Source organism: Streptomyces sp. NBC_01788, from assembly GCF_035917575.1.
Taxonomy (GTDB): Bacteria; Actinomycetota; Actinomycetes; order Streptomycetales; family Streptomycetaceae; genus Streptomyces.
This window is the reverse complement of the sequence record NZ_CP109090.1, coordinates 600,535-621,650: the sequence shown is the minus strand read 5'-3', so window position 1 is coordinate 621,650 and position 21,116 is coordinate 600,535. Positions and strand designations below refer to the sequence as shown.

At 73.8% G+C, this 21,116-nt stretch carries 15 protein-coding genes, 1 tRNA gene and 2 pseudogenes; 10 read left to right on the top strand and 8 right to left on the bottom strand.

All coding sequences use genetic code 11. The features are described 5' to 3' along the window. Positions 1-38 precede the first annotated feature (38 nt). Positions 39-1,034, top strand: a complete 996-nt coding sequence (locus tag OIE49_RS03005) for a hypothetical protein (protein WP_326800930.1) — start codon at positions 39-41, stop codon at positions 1,032-1,034. A gap of 26 nt (positions 1,035-1,060) precedes the next feature. Here the strand turns inward: OIE49_RS03005 and OIE49_RS03000 are convergent, their stop codons facing one another. The 4 genes from OIE49_RS03000 to OIE49_RS02985 form a co-directional block, all read right to left on the bottom strand. Then, positions 1,061-1,579 (bottom strand): hypothetical protein, encoded by a 519-nt coding sequence (locus OIE49_RS03000; RefSeq protein WP_326800929.1) that lies wholly within the window; start codon positions 1,577-1,579, stop codon positions 1,061-1,063. Between the two features lie 189 nt (positions 1,580-1,768). Then, a complete protein-coding gene (locus tag OIE49_RS02995; RefSeq protein WP_100571846.1) occupies positions 1,769-1,978 on the bottom strand; it encodes a hypothetical protein in 210 nt (69 codons plus the stop codon). Between the two features lie 143 nt (positions 1,979-2,121). Then, complete coding sequence (locus OIE49_RS02990; RefSeq protein ID WP_326800928.1) at positions 2,122-2,484, bottom strand: hypothetical protein; 363 nt, start codon at positions 2,482-2,484, stop codon at positions 2,122-2,124. Between the two features lie 134 nt (positions 2,485-2,618). Continuing rightward, positions 2,619-3,866 carry a PP2C family protein-serine/threonine phosphatase gene (locus tag OIE49_RS02985; protein ID WP_442812202.1) on the bottom strand — a complete coding sequence of 416 codons (1,248 nt, stop codon included), beginning with the start codon at positions 3,864-3,866 and terminating at the stop codon, positions 2,619-2,621. A gap of 286 nt (positions 3,867-4,152) precedes the next feature. Between OIE49_RS02985 and OIE49_RS02980 the strand changes: the two genes are divergently transcribed. Further along, positions 4,153-4,965, top strand: a complete 813-nt coding sequence (locus tag OIE49_RS02980) for an SAM-dependent methyltransferase (protein WP_326800927.1) — start codon at positions 4,153-4,155, stop codon at positions 4,963-4,965. 64 nt (positions 4,966-5,029) lie between these two features. Here the strand turns inward: OIE49_RS02980 and OIE49_RS02975 are convergent, their stop codons facing one another. Further along, positions 5,030-7,324 (bottom strand): C40 family peptidase, encoded by a 2,295-nt coding sequence (locus OIE49_RS02975; RefSeq protein ID WP_326800926.1) that lies wholly within the window; start codon positions 7,322-7,324, stop codon positions 5,030-5,032. A 386-nt stretch (positions 7,325-7,710) separates the two neighbouring features. Between OIE49_RS02975 and OIE49_RS02970 the strand changes: the two genes are divergently transcribed. From OIE49_RS02970 to OIE49_RS02940, 7 genes and pseudogenes are all read left to right on the top strand, one after another. Next, on the top strand, positions 7,711-8,457 hold the full coding sequence (locus OIE49_RS02970; RefSeq protein ID WP_326800925.1) for a response regulator transcription factor: 747 nt from the start codon (positions 7,711-7,713) through the stop codon (positions 8,455-8,457). Positions 8,458-8,459: 2 nt separating this feature from the next. Further along, positions 8,460-9,572 carry a sensor histidine kinase gene (locus OIE49_RS02965; RefSeq protein WP_326800924.1) on the top strand — a complete coding sequence of 371 codons (1,113 nt, stop codon included), beginning with the start codon at positions 8,460-8,462 and terminating at the stop codon, positions 9,570-9,572. Between the two features lie 61 nt (positions 9,573-9,633). After that, positions 9,634-10,377 (top strand): SOS response-associated peptidase, encoded by a 744-nt coding sequence (locus tag OIE49_RS02960; protein ID WP_326800923.1) that lies wholly within the window; start codon positions 9,634-9,636, stop codon positions 10,375-10,377. Positions 10,378-10,568: 191 nt separating this feature from the next. Next, on the top strand, positions 10,569-11,741 hold the full coding sequence (locus OIE49_RS02955) for an AI-2E family transporter (protein WP_326800922.1): 1,173 nt from the start codon (positions 10,569-10,571) through the stop codon (positions 11,739-11,741). Positions 11,742-11,836: 95 nt separating this feature from the next. Next, positions 11,837-12,249, top strand: a pseudogene (locus OIE49_RS02950) (SRPBCC family protein). 362 nt (positions 12,250-12,611) lie between these two features. Continuing rightward, positions 12,612-13,910, top strand: coding sequence for an L-seryl-tRNA(Sec) selenium transferase (gene selA / locus OIE49_RS02945; RefSeq protein WP_326806125.1), 1,299 nt, complete (start codon positions 12,612-12,614; stop codon positions 13,908-13,910). 10 nt (positions 13,911-13,920) lie between these two features. After that, a pseudogene (locus tag OIE49_RS02940) lies at positions 13,921-15,621 on the top strand (GTP-binding protein); the annotation flags it as partial. 86 nt (positions 15,622-15,707) lie between these two features. Here OIE49_RS02940 and OIE49_RS02935 read toward each other — a convergent pair. Further along, a tRNA-Sec gene (locus OIE49_RS02935) sits at positions 15,708-15,800 on the bottom strand. Positions 15,801-15,909: 109 nt separating this feature from the next. Between OIE49_RS02935 and selD the strand changes: the two genes are divergently transcribed. After that, positions 15,910-16,932 carry a selenide, water dikinase SelD gene (selD, locus tag OIE49_RS02930; protein WP_326800921.1) on the top strand — a complete coding sequence of 341 codons (1,023 nt, stop codon included), beginning with the start codon at positions 15,910-15,912 and terminating at the stop codon, positions 16,930-16,932. A gap of 19 nt (positions 16,933-16,951) precedes the next feature. Here the strand turns inward: selD and fdh are convergent, their stop codons facing one another. Both fdh and OIE49_RS02920 read right to left on the bottom strand, forming a co-directional pair. Next, a complete protein-coding gene (fdh, locus tag OIE49_RS02925) occupies positions 16,952-20,212 on the bottom strand; it encodes a formate dehydrogenase (RefSeq protein WP_326800920.1) in 3,261 nt (1,086 codons plus the stop codon). A 36-nt stretch (positions 20,213-20,248) separates the two neighbouring features. Then, positions 20,249-21,073, bottom strand: a complete 825-nt coding sequence (locus OIE49_RS02920; protein ID WP_326800919.1) for a hemerythrin domain-containing protein — start codon at positions 21,071-21,073, stop codon at positions 20,249-20,251. Between the last annotated feature and the right edge of the window lie 43 nt (positions 21,074-21,116).

Sequence of the window (21,116 nt, the reverse complement as noted above, 5' to 3'; positions counted from 1 at the left end):
ATTGGGCCGTCGTGCGGTGCGGGCGGACACTGGAGGGCATGACCGATGGGCGGGAACGCGCGGCGCGCCCGGTGGGGCGCAGGGCCGTACTGCTGGGCATGGCGGGCGCGCTGCTCGGCGCGGCGGGCCGTAAGGGCGCCGCCCCGGAGCCGAAGCCGGCCCCCTCCACCACGTCACCGTCTCCCACGCACACCGGGGCGGTCCTCCCGCACACCACCCTCTGGCGCCCCGGTCCCGCCGAGGTCCACCCGGAGGTGAAGCGGCGGGCCGTGGACCTGGTCGCGGCGATCGGCGCCTGGCCCAGCGGCAGGGGCGGCGCGTCCGCGGCCCGTGCCAGAGTGGCCGCCCAGGGCCTGCCGACGAGTCTTGTGGCGCAGGCGGGTCCGCTGCTGCCGTCCGCCGACGAGGCCGTGTTGCAGGTGGTGAACGCCCAGTACGGCGGGATCCTCGCCGACTCGGCGAGCGTGCTGGTGGTGTGCCGGCAGTGGACGCGGCACGGCGGCGCCGTCCGGGCGGGCGGCACGACGGTCGACGTACGGCTCGCCCGGTCCAGGAGCGGTTGGACGGTCACCGCGCTGCACCCGGCCCGGCCGGGCCCGCCGGAGGCCTCGCCCCCGGGCGGGGTGCGGCGAACGCTGGCCGACTCCCGGATCGTGCTGCCACCTGCGGCGAAGGCCGACCTGAGGAGCGGCCGGGTCCACGACAGCGTGGCCACCGCGATGCTGCGTCTGGCGGGGACGTACCGGATGTACGTCAGTGTGGTCCGCTCGGGGCATCCACTGGACGTCTTCGGCACCAGCCGGCCCAGCGACCACCCGCGCGGGCGCGCCTTCGACGTCTGGCAGATCGACGGCCACGCGGTCGTCGACCCGGCCACCCCCCGCTCCCTCGTCGAACGGTTCATGCGCGACGCGGCGGCCGCCGGCTCCTACAACGTCGGCGGCCCCGTACTGCTCTCCGGAGGCCGCACCCGAAACCAGTTCTTCAGCGACGCCACCCACCACGACCACGTCCACATCGGCTTCCGCACCTGAAGAAGCCCCGGCGTGACCGGAGAGGCTCAGTCGTCACCCGACACATCCGCATGCGCCGGTGCGCCACGGCCGACGGTCAACGACCAGCGCACGGCCTGGGGCGCCTCGACGGCCACGACTCCACCGCGCTCCACCCCGGACACGACAAACTGGTTCGAGATGCTGCTGACTTGGCCGGCATCGCACGCCAGGGGGAACGAGACGTGCACGGGCCGCACCGCCACCGTGATCTTCCCCTTGCCCTGGCAGCTCACCGTGACGGTGAGGGCGTCACCTTTCCTGCCCTTCTCGTACGGAACGACGGCGTTCCCCGCGGTCACCTTCTGGCGGCCCGCGAGTGACGCGCCGGGGTCCGGCTCCGGCGGCTTCAGCGGGGAGGGCTGCGTGGTGCCGGGCACGGTGCCGTCCGAGGCCGGGACCGACGTCGTCGAGTCCTGGGGCTGCGCGGGCAACGCCGCGTGCGCGGGGTCCGCCCTGCACGCGGAGACGGACAGAAGTACTGCGGCGCAGGCGGCGCTCACCGCCGTACGGGTTCGGCGAGACATATCAGCTCTCCGGGACAGCCGGCCGACGTGATGCGGCGTGTGGATGATGACCTTGCGTGTGCTGTCCGGCCGGCAGCTGTCGAGATCATGTCAGCGCGTCGGGTGATCCACCAGCCTTCCGCGTCCTTTCTGAGCAAGACCTGAGCCGGGCCGGTCAACCGGTTCCCCGCCCGACTCCACGGGCGGGGGTCAGGACAGGGCCATCATGAGGGCGGCCGCCACGGTGAGGGCCGCCAGCGGCAGCATGATCGGACGTGCGCGTTCCCACCAGGCGGGCCAGTCGTCGGTCCGGTGCCAGAGGCGGCCGATGCGGAGCCCGGCGTCCGGAACGGTCAGGGCCCGGCCGGAGCCGAGCAGCGAGCGGCACCAGGGGCATTCGCCGTCCTCCCACGATTCCATGCCGCGCTCAACGACACCCCCGGGACCGGGCAACGCCCACGCCCACCATCGTGATCCCGCCGTCACCGAGCCGTGAGCAAGCGGTGCCCCGCGTGGTCCGGGCCGGGCCCCGGGGAACGGCCCGGCCGCCTCTCCGTCCGGACTCACAGACCCGGCAGCCCACGCGGCACGGGCACGGCCGGAACCGCGGGAACCACCCGCGCCGCCGCTTCCGGCGGCCTCTCCCCGGAGCCGACGCCCCAGGGCCGCAGCAACGGCGAACCGGGCTCCCGCCCCGCGGACGCGACGGCCGGGGCCGGCGAGCCGGCGTCCGCGAAGGACGCCCACTGGACCGGGGACGGTTCGGGCGCGCGCCGCCCGCCGGCGCGCGGTGGCGCCGGGTCCGAGGCGTGGGGCGGCGAGTGGACCGGCGCCGGGTCCGAAGGCCCGCTGGTCAGTTCCGCGTAGGGCCGTTCCACGGGGAGGTGGCCGAGCGAGCGCGGCACGGCCCCAGAAGTGCTCTCCATGCCGGAGCAAACGGCGCTCACACCGCCCGCGTACGCCTCATGCCGCACTCCCTCACCACATCAGGTGAGGACACCGCTCGAACGGCCGCCTCCGCTCATGCGACAAGCAGCCCAGGGCGCCCTCCCCGGCCCCGTCAGTTCTTCCCGGGGGTCAGCTCGGCGAGCAGCAGCGTCCGGTCGTCCGTCACGTCGTCGGAGCCGTCGCGACCGGTGTCGGCCAGCAGTCGCCGGCACAGCGACGGCAGCGCGTCCGGATGCCCGGCGTCCGTCACGTCGTCGGCCCCGGCGTCCAGGGCGTGGGCGAGGCGCGCGATGCCCTGGTCGATGTCATGGGTACGGGACTCGACCAGACCGTCGCTGTAGAGCAGCAGCAGGGTCGGTTCGGACAGGTGCAGCACGGTCGGCTCGTAGGGTCCCGTGGCCAGCCCCAGGGGGAGACCGGCGGAGGTGAGGGCCACCGGCGCCGCCGGGCGGCCGGGGCCGCGGATCAGGGGCGGCGGATGGCCGGCGCCGACGAAGGTGCAGGTGTGCAGTTCCGCGTCCCACTCCGCGTAGATGCAGGTGGCGAAGGAGGCGCCGGGCGTGGTGCCGGCGACGGCGTCGAGCCGGTCCATGAGCTCGGCTGGCGGGATGTCGAGCGCCGCGAGCGCACGGACGGCGGTCCGCAGCTGGATCATGGCCACGGCGGACTCCGGTCCGTGCCCCATGGCGTCGCCCACGATCATGGCCAGCCGTCCGTCCCCTCGGGGCAGCACGTCGTACCAGTCGCCGCCGATGACGTTGTCCTGCCCCGCAGGCCGGTAGCCGTGCGCGACCCGGCAGCTCTCGAACGCCTGTCCGGTCTCCGGGAGGAGACTGCGGCGGATGGCCAGCGCCGTGCGGCGCTCGCGTTCGTAGCGGCGGGCGTTGTCGAGGGCGACACAGGCCCGGGCGCCGAGCGACTCCACCGCCACCGCCTCGCCGCGCGTGAAGGGCTCCTTGCCGGGATCACGTGTGCAGGCGATGAAACCGACCGCCGCGCCGCGCAGCCGCAGCGGGACGATGAGGAACCCGGCGCTGTGCAGCAGGGCGTCCACGCCCGCGTCGTCCGGGTCGGTGCCGCGCAGCCGCTCGAAGGTGTGCCGGTCGACGCCGTCGAGCAACTGACTCTGCCCGGTCGCCACGGCACGCGCGTACGGAGTGTGGCGCGGGAAGACCAGCACCTCCCCGACCGGCAGCAGATGCTCCCAGTCCTCCGAGCTGTCCGACCCTATGCGCAGGGCGAGCCGGCGCGCCTCGATCTGCGGCGGGTCGGCCGCCGTGCGCGCGTTCTCCTCCAGCAGCCAGCGCTGGAGCAGGTACACCGAGGCCGCGTCGCAGAAACCCGGCGCGAGGGCGTGCACGACATGACGGCCGGTCAGGTGCAGGTCCAGCTCCGAGCCGATGGCGTCGGCCGCGGGGGAGAAGTACGAACGGCGGCGGAGCGGCGCTGCGGGGGGTGGGTCTTCGGGGTGGCCGCGTTCTGTGTTCCGCAGGATCGTGTGCCTTCCGGGTGGGGCCGGTGGGCCGGAGGTCCGGTGGGGCGGGGACGGACGGGCCGGTCGGACCGGTCGGGCGGTACGGCGTGGTATGCCACTGGCAACTATATGATGCACAGTCAATGTCGTTTAATAGTAGGGGAGTTGGCGGATGCGAGACGGAGAGGGGCTGCCCCGGGGGGTCGATCCGGGCAAGGCCAGCGTGGCCCGGATGTACGACGCCATGCTGGGCGGCGAGCACAACTTCGCCATAGACCGGGAGGCGGTGGCCGCCTTCACGGCGATCGATCCCCAGGTGCGCACCCTGGCCCGCGCCAACCGTGCCTTCCTGGGCCGCGCCGTGCGGTTCCTGGTGGACGCAGGGGTACGCCAGTTCATCGACCTGGGCTCCGGGATTCCCACCCAGGGCAATGTGCACGAGGTCGCCCAGGCCGCCAGCCCCGGCGCCAAGGTGGTGTACGTCGACAACGACCCGGTCGCGGTCGCGCACAGCGAGGCCCTGCTCGCCGACAACCCGGACGCGGCGATCGTTGCCGCCGACATCCGCGATCCCGCGGGGATACTCTCCGCGCCGCAGGTGCGCAAGCTCATCGACTTCGACGAGCCCGTCGCCGTCCTGATGATCACGATCCTGCACTTCGTCACCCCGCAGGAGGACCCCGGCGGGATCGTGGCCGCCTTCCGGGACGCACTGCCCGCGGGCAGCTGGCTGGCCCTGACCCACGCCACGGACGAGGACCGTCCGGACACGGCGGCGGCGGTCGGGCAGCTGTACCGGGACCGGGCCACCTCGCCGGTCACGGCACGCTCCCGCGACGAGGTCGAGTCCCTCTTCGACGGCTTCGACCTGACGGAGCCGGGGCTGGTCTACGTTCCGCTGTGGCGCCCCGACCGGGAGGAAGAGGTCCCGGAGGACCCGTCCCAGTTCTGGGTGTACGCCGGGGTGGGCCGCAAGGACGTGTGAACGGCGGGCGGGGAGGCCCGGGTGACGCCGTGGCGATCACCCGGGCCTCCCCGCCCGTGTCGGCTCAGGCCGGCCGTATCGCGCTGTGGATGGCCTGCGGGCCCGCGAAGAAGATCGACTCCTCGCGTATCGACGCGCCCGGACTCGGGGCGTGGATCATGGTGCCGTTGCCCGCGTACAGCCCCACGTGGCTGACCTCGCCGTAGAAGAAGATCAGGTCCCCCGGTTCCAGTGCGGCGAGCTCGATAGCCGCGCCGGAGCCGACCTGTTCGTGGGTGGTACGGGGCAGGGCCACGTCCGCGGCCCGCCAGGCGGCCTGGGCGAGGCTCGAGCAGTCGTAGGAGCCCGGACCGGTGGCTCCCCACACGCACGGCTTGCCGATCTGCGCGCGGGCGAAGGCCAGCGCCTTGGCAGCCTTCCGCTCGTAGGCCGAGGCCGGGCTCTCGGCTACGGCGGGGCCGGTCGCGGGGCCGGTCGCGGGGCCGGGGGCGGCTCCGGCCTCGCCCGCCGCTCCCGGGGAGCCCGGGACTCCCGCCTGGCTGGCGTCGAAGAGTGAGTTCCCGTCCAGCGGCGGGGTCGTGTCGAAGAGTCCCGTGGCGTGCTGCTGCCACTGCGCCGCCTCCGGCCGAGGCGCGGGCTCCACGGGCGCTCCGGGAGCGACGGGCGGCGGCGCGCTCTGCTGCGCGGCGTGCCGGGCCAGCATCTCGCCGGCCTGGGCGAGCTTGCTCCGCATCCGCTCCTTGACGGGCCGCTGCATCGCGGCGCCTTGCCAACGACGCCCCGGCCCGGCCCCACCCGCAAACGACGCAACGGGGCCGGCGGGCGGGGCCGTGACACCCAGGCTCCCAGTGGCAGCCTCCACGGCCCCACCGGAGAGCGAGTCCAGGCCGCCGACGGACGGCGCCGCCTGCATGGTGCCGGCCAGAGGAGCCTGCATGGCTCCGGTGAGCGGCGGCTGCGTGGCGCGGTTGGGGAGCACCCCCATCGTGCCGGTGGTCGGAGCTTCGACGGTTCCGTTCGGGAGCGGGCCCAGGCTGCCGGTGGGCGGTGGCTGCATGGCGCTGTTGGGCAGTGCCCCCATGGCGCCGGTGGGGGGCTGCATGGCGCCGTTGGGAAGCACTCCCATGGTGCCGGTCGACGGCGCTTCCATGCCTGTCGGCGGGAGTGTCCCTGTGGGCGCGCCCGGCAGCGAGCCCATGGTGTCGGTGGGCGGCGGCTGCATGGCGGGGTCGGGGAGCACTCCCATGGTTCCTGTGGCGGGCGCGCCGTCGGTTGCGCTCGGGAGCGGGCCCAGGCTGCTGTTCGGGGGTGGCTGCATGGTGCGGTTGGTGAGTGCACTCATGGTGCCGTCGGGGAGCACGCCCATGGTTCCGGTGGGGGGCTGCATGGCCCCGTTGGGGAGTACTGCCATGGTGCCGGTCGTCGCGGCGTCCATGGTTCCTGCGGGGGGCGTGCCGATGGTTGCGTTCGGCAGCGAGTTCATGGTGCCGGTGGCGGGCGGCTGCATGGTGCGGTTGGTGAGTGCACTCATGGTGCCGGTGGCCGGCTGCATGGTGCCGTCGGGGAGCACGCCCATGGTGCCGGTGGGGGGCTGCATGGCCCCGTTGGGGAGTACTGCCATGGTGCCGGTCGTCGCGGCGTCCATGGTTCCTGCGGGGGGCGTGCCGATGGTTGCGTTCGGCAGCGAGTTCATGATGCCGGTGGCGGGCGGCTGCATGGAGCGGTTGGAGAGCGCACCCATGGTGCCGGTGCCCGGCTGCATGCCGTCGGGAAGCGCGCCCATGGTGCCGGTGGGGGGCTGCATGGCCCCGTTGGGGAGCGCGCCCATGGTGCCGGTGGTGGGCGTCGGTGCCGTCGTGCCGGTGGGCGGTGGCGGTTGCATGGGGCGGGCGGTCAGTTCCGCTACGGGCAAGGCGGCGGGCAACTCCGGGGTGGCCCGTGCCGCGGCCGGCAGTTCGGGGGCCGAGGCCACCGGGCCGGCGGGCAGCTCGGGCCGGGGTGCCCTGCCCGCGTCGAGCGCCAGTCCCTCGCGGACATCCGCCGGACGCCTGCCCGGCGCCGCGGCAGGGGAGTCGGCCGGTTTCGGCATACGGTCCGGCGGCAGGACCGCCGGCCTGGTCGGACCCAACTGGGCACGCCCCACGTCGAACCACTTCCGGGCCATCCGGTCCACCGCCGGATCGGAGCCCCCGGAACCGCCCCAGGCAGCCGAACCCCGCCGCGTACGAGCGCTGTTGCTCATCGCGCGCGTGGCGTTGAAGTTCCCCGTGGCGTTCTCCGCCTGGTCGTACAGGCTGCTGATCCGCTGCTGGACCTCGGCGCGGCTCGGCCTGTCGTCGCTCGGTCGTTCCGGCGTCAAGAAGGACGCACCCCTCCCATGGGCCGCCTACCGGTTCTGCTCTCGGCATCGGGCGGACGTTCTGTGGAAGGCGTGCCCCGCGGCCCTTGTCCCGAGGGACAGTTGGACCGCTTCACCCCGAGGTTGGTCGGTTCCCCGGCTCCGGTCGCTGCGGGGGCGTACCGGACTCGGCGGAGGTCGCACGATCCGACGCGACTCGCCGGAGGCAATCGTGCGGCCTGCTCGTCAACTTAGCGAACATGTGTACCCGGTGTGAAGATTGAAGTGTGGAATGTCCGATACGTATTCGTGACCTTCCCGTGAGCTGCCTCACGTCCGGACGCCGGAGGCCGGGGAGGGCCCCCTGGTGGGCGGCGCGGGGGCAGGCGTGGTGCCAGGCTGGAGGCATGCAGGAGTCGTACGAATCCAGGGACGCCGGGTCCGGCGGGCGGAGGCCGGCCGGGGCGGCGCGGGTGCTGGTCGTCGAGGACGACGCCACGGTCGCCGAGATCGTCTCCGGCTACCTGGACCGCGCGGGCCACGTCGTCGACCATGCCGGGGACGGGCCGACCGCGCTCGCCCGGGCCGCCGCCCACTGGCCGGACCTGGTCGTACTCGACCTGATGCTGCCCGGCATGGACGGCCTGGAGGTGTGCCGCCGGATACGCGGGCGGGGCCCGGTGCCGGTCATCATGCTCACGGCCCGCGGTGACGAGGAGGACCGCGTCCTGGGCCTCGAGGTCGGCGCCGACGACTACGTCACCAAGCCGTTCAGCCCCCGCGAACTCGTCCTGCGGGTGGAGTCGGTGCTGCGGCGCACCCGGCCCGCGACCGTGCCGCCGCCGCTCGCCGCCGCCGGACTCGCCATGGACCCGGCAGGCCGCCGCGCCACCAGGAACGGCGCCGAACTCGCTCTCACCCTCCGCGAGTTCGACCTGCTCGCCTTCTTCATGCGCCACCCCGGCAGAGTGTTCAGCCGCGAGGACCTGATGCGGGAGGTGTGGGGTTGGGACTTCGGCGACCTGTCCACGGTCACCGTCCACGTCCGGCGGCTGCGCGGCAAGGTCGAGGACGACCCGGCCCGGCCCCGCCTCATCCAGACCGTGTGGGGCGTCGGCTACCGCTTCGACCCCACCGGACACGAGGGGAGTTGACGGTGCGCGAGCCCCTGTTCATCGCCCTGTACGCCTTCCTCGGCGCCGCCGTGGCCGGACTGGCCGGGGCGGGCGCGCTGCGGCTGATCCGGCGGCGCTCGCTGACGGCCTCCCTCGCCGTGGTCGCCGCCGTGGCGGTGGGCGCGATGCTGGCCGGCACCCTGGCCGTGGCCCAGGCGATGTTCCTGTCCGCGCACGACCTGTCCGTCGTCACCACCGTCGTGGCGATGGCGGCGGTGGTGTCCCTGGCCACCGCGCTGCTCCTGGGCCGCTGGGTCGTGGCCCGCAGCCGCGAGCTCGCCCGAGCCGCCCGCGCGCTCGGCGACGGTGGCGACTTCGCCGCGCCCCACGGCCCGGCGACCGCCGAACTGGAGTATCTGAGCCGCGAGTTGGCGGCCACCAGTGCCCGGCTCGCCGAGTCCCGGGAGCGGGAGCGCGCCCTGGAGTCCTCCCGCCGGGAACTCGTCGCCTGGATCTCCCACGACCTGCGCACCCCGCTCGCCGGACTGCGTGCCATGTCCGAGGCGCTGGAGGACGGGGTGGCCGCCGACCCGGACCGCTACCTGCGGCAGATCCGCGCCGAGGTGGAGCACCTCGACGCCATGGTGGGCGACCTGTTCGAGCTGTCCCGCATCCACGCCGGCTCCCTCGCCCTCACCCGCTCCCGGATCTCCGTGTACGACCTGGTCGACGACGCGCTCGCCGGGGCGGATCCGCTGGCGAAGGAACTCGGCGTCCGTCTCGTGGCCGGCCACGTCGAGCCGGCGCCGGTCGAGGTGGACGCGGAGGAGATGAACCGCGTGCTGGGCAATCTGCTGGTCAACGCGATCCGCCGCACCCCCGCCGACGGCACGGTCGCGGTCGCCGCCGCACGCGCGTCCGGCGGTGTCGTGCTGTCCGTCGAGGACGGCTGCGGCGGCATCCCCGAGGCGGACCTCGCGCGCGTCTTCGACACCGGCTGGCGCGGCACCCACTCCCGCACACCGCCCGCGGGAGCCGGCCTGGGCCTGGCCATCGTCCGCGGCATCGTCGAGGCGCACCACGGCCGGGCTGCCGTACGCAACATCCCGGGCGGCTGCCGCTTCGAGGTGACCCTGCCGGCCCCGGAGGGCTGACCCCACCGGCGGGCGTGAGGCGCTCCCGCTCCCCGCAGCGCCACCGTGGCACCCTGGCCCCATGTGCGGTCGCTACGTCTCCACCCGAGGTCCGCAGGACCTCGTCCGGCACTTCCGGGTCACCGAGTGGCGCCCTGAGGAGGCGCTCGCGCCGAACTGGAACGTCGCCCCGACCGACGAGGTGTGGGCCGTTCTCGAACGGGCCCCGCGCGAGGACCGCACCCCGGCCGCCGTCCGCAGGGAGCTGCGGCCGCTGCGCTGGGGGCTGGTCCCGTCCTGGGCGAAGGACGTGAGGGCCGGCGCCCGGATGATCAACGCCCGAGTGGAGACCGTGCACGAGAAGCCGGCCTTCCGCCGCGCCTTCGTCAGGCACCGCTGCCTGCTGCCCGCCGACGGCTTCTACGAATGGCAGCAGATCAAGTCCCCGGACACCGGCAGGACCCGCAAGCAGCCGTACTACATCAGTCCCGAGGACGGTGAGCTGATGGCGCTCGCCGGCCTGTACGCGTACTGGCGCGACCCGCACGTGGCGCGGGACGACGACCCCGCCGCCTGGCTGACCACGTGCACCGTCATCACCACCGAGGCCACCGACGAGGCCGGCCGCGTCCACCCCCGGATGCCGCTGGCCCTCACCCCGGACCACTACGACGCCTGGCTCGACCCCCGCCATCGCGACGCCGGCGAACTGCGGGCGCTGCTGAGTCCTCCGGCGGGCGGCAGGCTCGGCGCCCGGCCCGTCTCCCCGGCCGTCAACAACGTGCGCAACAACGGCCCCGAACTGCTGGAGGAGACGACGCCCTGACGGGCCGGACCGCCCCGGCGCACCCGCGCGGCACCGTGCGCCGTACGGGCACCCGTTCCCTCTGATGCCCCCGATGACCGCCCACCCGGCCGAACTGCACCCCGGCCCCCGCCCGGCCGGACCTTACGGTGCTCAAGAGGGCTCAGGATGCTCAAGAGGTTCAAGAGGGCCCCGGACGAAGGGGAGGCGCGGTGGCTGCTGCGGGCGCTCCGGCGGGCGGGCCGGGCCGCGGGCGCCGGCCGGCCGGCCGGACGCCCGGCAGCCGCCCGGCGCACTCCGTACGCCTCCCGCCGCACGCCCGGACCGCCCCGGCGGCCCGGAAGGACGAGGGCACCGTCCCCTGGCTGCGGGTCGCCGCCGCCTACGCCTGGCGCCTCATCCTCGTCGGCATCGCCGTCTACGGCGTCTTCACCGTTCTCGGCCGCTTCCAGCTCATCGCCGTGGCCCTGTTCCTCGGCCTGGTCATCACCACGATCCTGCGCCCCCTCACCGACCTGCTGAACCGCTTCCTGCCCCGGGCACTCTGCGTCGCCGTCGCCCTGGTGGGCAGCATCCTGTTCCTGTTCGCCCTGCTGGCGTTCATCGGCCACACGGTGGCGGGGGAGTCGGCGAAGCTCGCGGGTGAGTTCGGCGGCGGCATCCACAGGATCGAGGAGTGGCTCCAGCGCCCGCCGTTCCGGCTCAGCCGGGGCAAACTGGCCGACCTGCAGAAGCAGGTCCTGGCCTACCTGTCCGCCCACCGCGCCGGGCTCCTCAGCAGCGCGCTCAGCGGCTTCGGCAGGCTCGTCGAACTGGTCACCGGCGCCGCCCTCGCGGTCTTCTCCTCCGTCTTCTTCATCCACTCCGGCGAGAAGCTCTGGCGGTGGGCGCGCGACCAGCTCCTGCCCAGCCGGGCCCGGCCGGTGTGGGACCGGGCCGGGTACGCAGCCTGGCGGACGTTCGCCGGGTACACACGCGGCATCATCATCGTGGCGGCCACCAACGCCGTCCTCGTCGGAATCGCCCTGTCGGTGCTGCGCGTACCGCTCGCGCTGCCGCTGACGCTGCTGGTGTTCTTCGCCACGTTCGTGCCGCTCGTGGGCTCGCCGGTCGCGCTGGCCGTGGCCACGGTGGTCGCCCTCGCGGCGCGTGGCCCGCTCATCGCGCTGGCCGTGCTCGCCCTCATCGTCGTCATCGGCCAGCTCGAAGGACATGTGCTGCACCCGGTGGTCATGAGCTGGGCGGTGCGCCTGCACCCGCTCGTCGTCGGCGTCTCCGTCATCGCGGGCGGCATCGTCGCGGGCGTGGTCGGCGCCGTGGTGGCCGTCCCGTTCGTCTCCGTCACCTGGGCGGTGGTGCGCGCACTGTGGCCCGCCCCGCCCTGACGTCCCGCTTCCGTTTCCTCCGCAGGCGCTTTTCGGCCGCGGCAGAAGGGGCACGCGTCCGTGACACGACCCCCGAGCGGAGGAACGGTGCCGTCATGGCCGAGTACGAACGTTCACGCACGATGCCCGCTCTGCCCGAGCACGTCTTCGACCAGGCCGCCGACATCGGCCGGTTCGACGCCTGGCTGCCCGGTGAACTGCACGTGCACGCGGAGCAGCCCCCGCCGTCACGGTGCACGAGGACCAGACGGACCGGGACACCGCCGCCCAGCTGCGCGCCGAACGCGACCAGATGCGGATCGAGTGGGGCACCCGGGAGCAGGGCGGCTACGCGGGCTGGCTCCAGGTCGCCGGCATCGGCAGCGGGGCCAGCGAGGTGACCGTCCATCTGTCGTTCTTCGACGACCGCCACGATCCGGGCGAGCGGGCCGCCTGCGACGCCCTCGACGGCAGCCTGCGCCGCCTGGAGGAGCAGGTACGGCTGCGCACCGACCACACAGGCGGCTGACCGCCACGCTCCGGGCCATCCCCTCAACATGCCGCGGCGTGCGGCCCCATGACGGACAGGGGTGAGGCGGATGCGTCGTCCGGTCGCGGCCGGGTACCCGAACGGCCGCCCGGAGGCGCGGCCCGACGGCGCATGCGCGGAAGCCCGACCTGGCGTACGGCGTGTCATGCGGACGGCCGCGGGCACTGGGGGACCATGGGCGGGCATTGACACCCGCGAGGTCGGTCTGCGGACGGAGAGGCCAGGTGGAGCAGCAGGTCACGGGAGAGCGAGCGGGCCAGGAGACCGGTACGGACGCGCGCGGCGCCGCCCCGACCGGTCACGGCTCGACCGGCCACGACCCGACCGGTCACGGCCGTGCCGTGGGCGATGCCCGGCGGCGGATTCCCCGTACGGACGCCGTCCTGCGGGACGCGCGCCTGGCGGACGCGGCGGCGCGGCTCGGACCGGGCCCGGTGAAGGCCGCGGTCCGGCAAGCACAGGAGCGGGCGCGCCAGGGCGCCATCGACCCCGAACAGGTGGCGGACACTGCCGTGGCGCTGCTGCCGCGGTCGGCCGGCGGGCTGCGCCCGGTGATCAACGCGACCGGAGTCCTGCTGCACACCAACCTCGGCCGTGCGTCGCTGTCCTCGGCGGCCCGGCAGGCGGTCCAGGACGCCGCCGGACCCACGGACGTCGAACTCGACCTGAGCACCGGCGTCCGGGCCCGCCGGGGCCGTACCGCCCTGGAGGCGCTGCGCGGCCGGGTGCCGTCCGCCGCCGCGGCCCACGTCGTCAACAACGGCGCCGCCGCGCTCGTCCTCGCCGCCACCGCGCTCGCCGCGGGCCGGGAGATCGTCGTCAGCCGAGGCGAGATGGTGGAGATCGGGGACGGCTTCCGGCTGCCGGACCTCCTGGTCTCCACCGGGGCCCGGCTCCGCGAGGTCGGCACCACGAACCGTACGACCGTCCGGGACTACGCCGACGCGATCAGCCCCGACACGGCGTTCGTCCTCAAGGTCCACCCCTCCAACTTCCGTATCACGGGCTTCACCCGGGCCGCCGGGATCCGCGATCTGTCGGCGCTGGGCGTGCCGGTGGTGGCCGACATCGGCTCCGGACTGCTCGCCCCGCATCCGCTGCTGCCCGAGGAGCCCGACGCCGAGACCCAGTTGAGGTCCGGCGCGGCAATGGTGACGGCGAGCGGCGACAAACTGCTCGGCGGCCCCCAGTGCGGGCTGCTCCTCGGCGACGCGGAACTCCTGCGCGTCCTCACCCGGCACCCCCTGGCCCGCGCCCTGCGGGTGGACAAGCTCACCCTGGCCGCGCTGGAGGCGACCCTGACGGGCCCGCGGACCCCGACGGCGGAGTTCCTGACCGCCGACGAGGCCGCACTCATGCGGCGGGCCGAACGCCTCGCCGCCGAGCTGGGCGCCGCCGGGGTCGAGGACGTCCGGGCCGTCGCCGGGACCGCCACCGTCGGCGGCGGCGGGGCGCCGGGCGTGACGCTGCCCAGCGCCGCGCTGTCCCTGCCGGAGTCGTACGCCGCCGTCCTGCGCACCGGGGAGATCCCCGTGGTGGGGCGCCTGGAGGCCGGACGGTGCCTGCTGGACCTGCGCGCGGTGCCGCCCGCCGACGACGAACGCCTCACCGGAGCCGTGCGGTCGGCGGCGGAAAGGTAGGTACGAGGCCATGCGAGTGCTGGCCACCGCCGGGCATGTCGATCACGGCAAGTCCGCCCTGGTGCGGGCCCTGACCGGGATGGAACCCGACCGCTACGAGGAGGAGCGGCGCCGGGGACTCACCCTCGACCTCGGCTTCGTGTGGACGCCGCCGGACGCCGGGGGCGAACGCCTCGCCTTCGTGGACGTACCGGGCCACGAGCGGTTCGTGGCCACCATGCTGGCCGGGGTCGGACCCGTGCCCGCCGTGCTGTTCGTGGTCGCCGCCGACCAGGGCTGGCAGCCGCAGTCCGAGGAGCACCTCGCGATCCTCGACGCCCTCGGTGTGCGGCACGCCGTGCTCGCCGTGACCCGCAGCGACCTGGCCGACCCCGAGCCGGTGCGCGCCGAGGCCGTCAAGCGGCTGGCCCGGACCTCGCTCGGGACCGTGCCGTCCGTCGCGGTGAGCGCGGTGACCGGCGCCGGACTGGACGAACTGCGCGCCGAACTGGCCCTGATGGCCCGCGCGCTGCCCGTACCGCCCGCCGACGCGGACGTACGGCTGTGGCTGGACCGCGCCTTCACCGTGCGCGGCCACGGCACCGTCGTGACCGGCACGCTCGGCGCGGGCACCCTGCGCGTCGGGGACCGGATGGTGAGCGGCGCCGGCGCGCAACCGCTGAGGGTGCGCGGACTCCAGTGCCTGCGACAGGACCGGAGGGCCGTCAGCGGGGTGGCGCGGGTCGCGGTCAACGTGCACGGCCCGCTCGCGGGACAACTGCGGCGGGGGAAAGTGCTGTTGGCGCCCGACCGCTGGCTGTTCACCGACCGGATCGACGTCCGCGTCACCGGCGAGCCGGCCGGCGACCTGCCCCGGAACATCACCCTGCACATCGGCACGGCGGCCGTCGCGGTGAACGTCCGCCCCCTTGGCGACGACAGCGCCCGGCTGACCCTGCGTCCCCCTCTGCCCCTGCGCGTCGGGGACCGGGCCGTCCTGCGTGAACCCGGCGGCGGGCACAGCCCCTGCGGGGTGACCGTGCTCGACGTGTGCCCGCCGGACCTGACCCGGCGGGGCGCCGGGCGGGCCAGGGCCGCCGTACTGTCCGCCATGACGGGCCGTCCCGACGGGGCTGCGGAGCTGCGGCGCCGCGGACTCGTCCGCCGCTCCCACCTGCTGGCCATGGGCATCCCCCCGCCCGCCGAACCGGTCACCGGGGACTGGCTGGCCGACGAGGCCCACTGGGCCCGGCTGCGCGAGCGGCTGGCCGCGGCGGTCGAGGAGCACGCACGCCTGCGTCCCATGGAACCGGGGCTGCCGGCCGAAGCGGCCCGGCACCTGCTGGACCTGCCCGACCGGGCGCTGGTGGACGCCCTCGCCGCGACACCGGGCGAGCCGCGCCTGCTGCGCCGCGAGGGACGCCTGTACCGGGCCGACAGCGCCGGACCCACCCTGCCGCCGCCGGTGCGCGCCGCCGTCGACGCGGTACGGCGCGAACTGGAGCAGGCCCCGTTCCGTGCCCCCGAGGCCGACCGCCTCACCGCACTGGGCCTCGACCGCAAGGCCCTGGCCGCAGCGGTCTCCGCCGGCGTCCTGCTGCGGGTCGGCGAGGGAATCGTTCTGCTCCCCGGAGCGGACGCCGAGGCCACCGCGGCACTCCGCCGCCTGCCCCAGCCCTTCACGCTCAGCGAGGCCCGCAAGGCCCTCGACACCACCCGCAGAGTCGCCGTGCCCCTGCTGGAGTACCTCGACACCCACGGCCACACGGAACGAGTCGACGCCCAGCACAGACGCTGCCGAGCGGACATGGAGAAGAGCGGAGGCGGACAGGAATCGAACCTGCCTGTCCGAGATCCTCGGACACCTCGGTTTTGAAGACCGGGAGGGCCACCAGGCACCCACACGCCTCCACCGGCGGCCACGCTACCGGAAGGCCGGCGCGGACGGCGCGGGCGCACCGACCGGTCCGCCGGGACCGGGAGAGCGCCGGATCATCGAGGCAGGAGACAGGAGCACAGCGTGACCGCCACCCATGAAACCCCCGTACGGCTCACCCAGTTCGCCCATGGTGGCGGCTGTGCCTGCAAGATTCCGCCGGGTGAGCTGGAGGACGTGCTCGGCGGGCTGGCCACGGTGCTGCCGGACACCGGGGACACCCCGCTGCTCGTCGGGCTGGCCACCGGGGACGACGCGGCCGTCGTGGCGCTGCCTGCGGGGGGCGGCGCCACGCAGGCGGTGGTGTCCACCGCCGACTTCTTCACCCCCGTCGTCGACGACCCCTACGACTGGGGACGCATCGCCGCGGCCAACGCCCTGTCGGACGTGTACGCGATGGGCGGCCGCCCCGTCCTCGCGGTCAACCTGCTGGCCTGGCCGCGGGACGTGCTGCCCTTCGAGCTGGCCCGCGAGGTGCTGCGCGGCGGTCTCGAGGTCGCCGCCGAGGCCGGCTGCCATGTGGGCGGCGGGCACAGCGTCGACGACCCCGAACCCAAGTACGGCATGGCCGTCACCGGCCTGGCCGATCCCGCCCGGCTGCTGCGCAACGACGCCGGCCGGCCGGGTCTGCCCCTGACCCTGACCAAACCGCTCGGCCTCGGCGTACTGAACAACCGCCACAAGGCCACCGGCGAGCGGTTCGAGCAGGCCGTGGCCACCATGGTGGCCCTCAACCGGGACGCCTGCGCCGCCGCCCTGGCCGCCGGGGCCTCCTGCGCCACCGATGTGACGGGCTTCGGCCTCCTGGGCCATCTGCACAAACTCGCCCGCGCCTCGGACGTGACGGCGGTGATCGACACCGCCGCCGTGCCCTACCTGGACGGCGCCCGCGAGGCCGTACGCGACGGCTACGTCAGCGGCGGCACACGGCGCAACCTGGCCTGGGTGGAGCCGTTCACCGACTTCGGCGGCGCCGACGCCGGCACCCGCCTCCTGCTGGCGGACGCCCAGACCTCCGGCGGCCTCCTGATCGCCGGGGAGGTCCCCGGCTTTCCGGTGATCGGTGAACTCGTCCCGCGCGGGGCCCACTCCGTCGTCCTGAGGTGAGCCCCGCACGATGCGCCGGTCAGGGCTGGGTTCCGGTGTGCTCGTCGATGCCCGCCCGCGCCTGGTAGGAGCGGACCAGTTCCACCGCGGCCGGTCCCCTCGGGCGGCGGCCCGGGCGGATGTCGACGCCGAACGCCTTGGCCTCCTGGATGTGGACGTTGGGGTCGAGGGAGAGGTGGAGCAGTTCGTTGGCGGCGTCGCCGGTGCTGTAGCCGTTCGGGCCCCAGTGGTAGGGCAGGCCCACCTGGTGCAGGGTGCGGCCGTGCACGGTCAGCGGCGGCACCCGGTCGGTGACCAGCACCCGTGCCTCGATGACGGCCCGGGCACTGACGATCGTCGCCCAGCCGGTGTGCTCCAGACCGCGCTCGGCGGCCAGTTCCGGCGACACCTCGCAGAAGAACTCCGGTTGCAGCTCCGCCAGATAGGGCAGCCAGCGGGACATGCCGCCCGCCGTGTGGTGCTCGGTGAGCCGGTAGGTGGTGGCCACGAACGGGAACACCTCCGAACCCGGCTCGCCGGCACTGGGTTCGTAGCGGTTGTCCGGAAGCGACCGCGTCACGTACCGCGCCGGATTGCGCTGCTGCCCGTACAGGAGGTTCGGGAACGGCGACTCCTGCGGCTCGTAGTGCGTCGGCAGCGGCCCGTCCGTGAGCCCGGACGGCGCGTACAGCCAGGCCTTGCCGTCGGCCTGCATCACGAAGGGGTCGATGCCCGACAGGGCCTGGGGGCCGGTCGCGTCCGGCGGCGGCCGGTGGTGCGGCGACTTCTCCTTGGCGAAGTCGGCGATGTCGTGGCCGGTCCACTGCGCCTCGTCCTCGTCCCACCACACCAGCGCCTTGCGCTCGCTCCACGGTTTGCCGTCGGGGTCGGCCGAGGCCCGGTTGTACAGGATCCGGCGGTTGGCGGGCCACGCCCAGCCCCACTGGTTGGCGACCCAGTTCTGTTCCTTGCCCGGCTTGCGGCGCGCGGCCTGGTTGACGCCGTCGGCGTACACACCGCAGTAGATCCAGCAGCCGCACGCGGTGGAACCGTCCGGGGTCAGCTGCTCGTAGGACGCCAGCGGCCGGCCCTCGGCGTCGAACCCGTTGATCTCGGCGAGCACGGCCTCCGCCTCGGGCTCGGCGGTCTCGCCCTTCGTGGGATAGTCCCAGGTCAGGTCGAGCACCGGCCGGTCCATCGGGTCGGCCGAACCGGCGAGCTTGCGCCGGATGATGCGGCCGAGGTGGAAGGTGAACCACAGGTCGCTGCGCGCCTCGCCGGGCGGTTCGACGGCCTGGTGGTGCCACTGCAGCAGCCGCTGCGTGTTGGTGAAACTGCCGTCCTTCTCGGTGTGCGCGGCGGCCGGCAGGAAGAACACCTCGGTGCGGATGTCCTCCGTGCGCATCTCCCCGCTCTCGATCTCCGGGCCGTCCTTCCACCAGGTGGCCGACTCGATGAGGGAGAAGTCGCGAACCACCAGCCAGTCCAGGTTGGCCATGCCCAGCCGCTGCATCTTTGCGTTGGCGGAGCCCACCGCGGGGTTCTCTCCCAGCAGGAAGTAGCCCTTGCAGACGCCTTCCATCTGGGCCATCACCGTCTCGTAGGTGGAATGGGAGCCCGTGAGCCGCGGCAGGTAGTCGAAGCAGAACTCGTTGTCGGGCGTCGCCGCCTCACCCCAGTACGCCTTGAGCAGGCTCACCAGGTAGGAACGCATGTTGCCCCAGTAGCCGTTGCGCGCCGCCTCGCCCTGGACGAAGGAGTCCAGGTCGTCGTTCAGATGGGCGTGCGGCATCGGGATGTAGCCGGGCAGCAGGTCGAACAGGGTGGGGATGTCCGTCGACCCCTGGATGGAGGCGTGCCCGCGCAGGGCCATGATGCCGCCGCCCGGCCGGCCGATGTTGCCGAGCAGGGTCTGCAGCACGGCGGCGGCGCGGATGTACTGCACCCCCACGGTGTGCTGGGTCCAGCCCACCGCGTACGCGAACGCGGTGGTCCGCTCGCGCCCGGAGTTCTCGGTCACGAGCTCGCACACCTGGCGGAACAGGTCCTGCGGCACCCCGCAGATCCGCTCGACCATCTCCGGGGTGTAGCGGGCGTAGTGCCGCTTGAGCACCTGGAACACACACCGCGGGTGGGTCATCGTCTCGTCGCGCTCGGGGTGGCCCTCGCCGATGTCCGCGCCGCCCGAACCGTGGGCCTCACCACGTGCCGACTCGCTCACCAGGCTGCGCCGGCCCGTGCGCTTCTCGTACTCCAGGTCGCGCTTGCCGGAAGCCGCCTGCATCTCCATGCCCTCGTACTGCCAGCTCGTGCTGTCGTACGTGCCGCCGTCGGGATCGAGGCCGGAGAACACGCCGTCGAGGTCCTCGGTGTCCTGGAAGTCCTCGCGCAGCAGCACGGGCCCGTTGGTGTAGGCCACGACGTAGTCGCGGAAGTACTTGTCGTTGCTCAGGACGTAGTTGATGATCGCGCCGAGGAAGGCGATGTCCGAGCCGGCGCGCAGCGGCACGTGCACGTCGGCCAGCGCGCTGGTGCGGGTGAACCGCGGGTCGACGTGGACCAGCTTCGCGCCACGGGCCTTCGCCTCCATCACCCACTGGAACCCGACCGGATGGCACTCGGCCATGTTCGAGCCCTGGATGACGATGCAGTCCGAGTTCTGCAGGTCCTGCTGGAAGTTGGTCGCGCCGCCGCGGCCGAACGAGGTTCCCAGACTGGGAACGGTGGAGGAGTGTCAAACACGGGCCTGGTTCTCGATCTGGATCGCGCCCAGCGCCGTGAAGAGCTTCTTGATCAGATAGTTCTCCTCGTTGTCCAGCGTCGCCCCGCCCAGGCTTGCGATGCCCATCGTGCGCCGGGTGCGGGTGTCGTCGGCCTCCCACTGCCAGCCGGCGCGACGGGCCTCGATCACCCGGTCGGCGATCATGTCCATCGCCGTGTCGAGGTCGAGCCGCTCCCATCGGGTGCCGTGCGGGCGCCGGTAGAGGACGTAGTGCTCACGGGCACTGCCCGTGGTGAGCTGAAGACTGGCCGCGCCCTTGGGGCACAGCCTGCCGCGGGAGATGGGGGAGTCCGGGTCGCCCTCGATCTGTGTGACCCGCTCGTCCTCGACGTAGACGTTCTGGCCGCAGCCGACGGCGCAGTACGGACAGATCGACTTCACCACCCGGTCGGCGGAGGCGACCCGCGGAGTGAGCCGTGCGCTGGGCCCGCTCTTGGCGGCCGCCCCGCGGCCCAGCGGGTCCGTGCCCTTGAGCTGGCGGTAGACCGGCCAGGAGTCGATCCATGTGCGTACACCCATGAGAGGGATCCCTTCCGGTACTGCTGCTCGGTGCCGTCAGTCCTGCCGTCCGTGCGGGTGCGGCACGGTCGGCGCGCTCTGCCAGGCCTCGACGACCTCGGCCCCCAGGCGCTCGCGGTCCTCCTGCGGAAGATTCTCCCGCAGCAGGGTGAAGACGGCATCCTCGAACGCCACATGCCGGCGCACCTGGCTCTCCAGCCGTTCGGCCAGCTCGTCGAACTCCTCGCTGTCCGGGGAGGCGCCCCGGAGGGCCGTCAGCGTGCTCATGCCCTCGGTTTCCTGCTCGACCGCCCGGTCGGCCAGCCGGTCACCGGTGTCGAGCGCGTCGCGCACGGCCGGCCACAGATGGCGCTGTTCGGCCGGTTCGTGGCTCTCCAGCGCCTGTGCGATCAGAGCGACCAGGGATTCCCGGCGTGCCAGGTCGGGCCCGGTGCCGCCCTTCGTCATTCCAGGAAGCGCCTTCAACTGCTTCAGCAGGTGGGTGACACGGTCGTGGTCACGGGTCAGCACGGCTGTCAGCTCGTGCACGTCACCGGGTGCGCGGTCGCCCTTCGGACGGGCGTCCCACTGTTCGGCGGCCTGTCGCATCCAGCGGTCGGTGACGGCCCTCCGCCGCAGCCACCGTCGCGTCCCGTCCTTGCCGGTGGGGTTCTCGGCGGGCGGGTCGGCGAGGTGCTGGGTGGACTCCTGGGGCATACCGGCCCGGTGCTGCTCGGCGGCGGTGAGGGTGCCGCCGCCGTCGGCGGGCAACCCCGTGACGATCAGGAAGGCCTGACCGGCGGGCACCCCCAGCCGGTGTCCGGCCTCCTCGTAGTCGAGACCGTCCGCCAGCAGGCGCTGCACCTGACTGCGGCTGGGCATGGGCCTGGTCTCCTTCCGGTCCGGTCGCCGCACGGAAGTACCC

What these genes read in the sequence shown, in the direction of transcription:
- OIE49_RS02970 (WP_326800925.1), top strand. Translation starts at nt 7,711, where the DNA reads ATGCAGGAGTCGTACGAATCCAGGGACGCCGGGTCCGGCGGGCGGAGG.
- OIE49_RS02920 (WP_326800919.1), bottom strand. Translation starts at nt 21,073, where the DNA reads ATGCCCAGCCGCAGTCAGGTGCAGCGCCTGCTGGCGGACGGTCTCGAC.
- OIE49_RS02980 (WP_326800927.1), top strand. Translation starts at nt 4,153, where the DNA reads ATGCGAGACGGAGAGGGGCTGCCCCGGGGGGTCGATCCGGGCAAGGCC.
- OIE49_RS02990 (WP_326800928.1), bottom strand. Translation starts at nt 2,484, where the DNA reads ATGGAGAGCACTTCTGGGGCCGTGCCGCGCTCGCTCGGCCACCTCCCC.
- OIE49_RS02995 (WP_100571846.1), bottom strand. Translation starts at nt 1,978, where the DNA reads ATGGAATCGTGGGAGGACGGCGAATGCCCCTGGTGCCGCTCGCTGCTC.
- OIE49_RS03005 (WP_326800930.1), top strand. Translation starts at nt 39, where the DNA reads ATGACCGATGGGCGGGAACGCGCGGCGCGCCCGGTGGGGCGCAGGGCC.
- OIE49_RS02960 (WP_326800923.1), top strand. Translation starts at nt 9,634, where the DNA reads ATGTGCGGTCGCTACGTCTCCACCCGAGGTCCGCAGGACCTCGTCCGG.
- OIE49_RS03000 (WP_326800929.1), bottom strand. Translation starts at nt 1,579, where the DNA reads ATGTCTCGCCGAACCCGTACGGCGGTGAGCGCCGCCTGCGCCGCAGTA.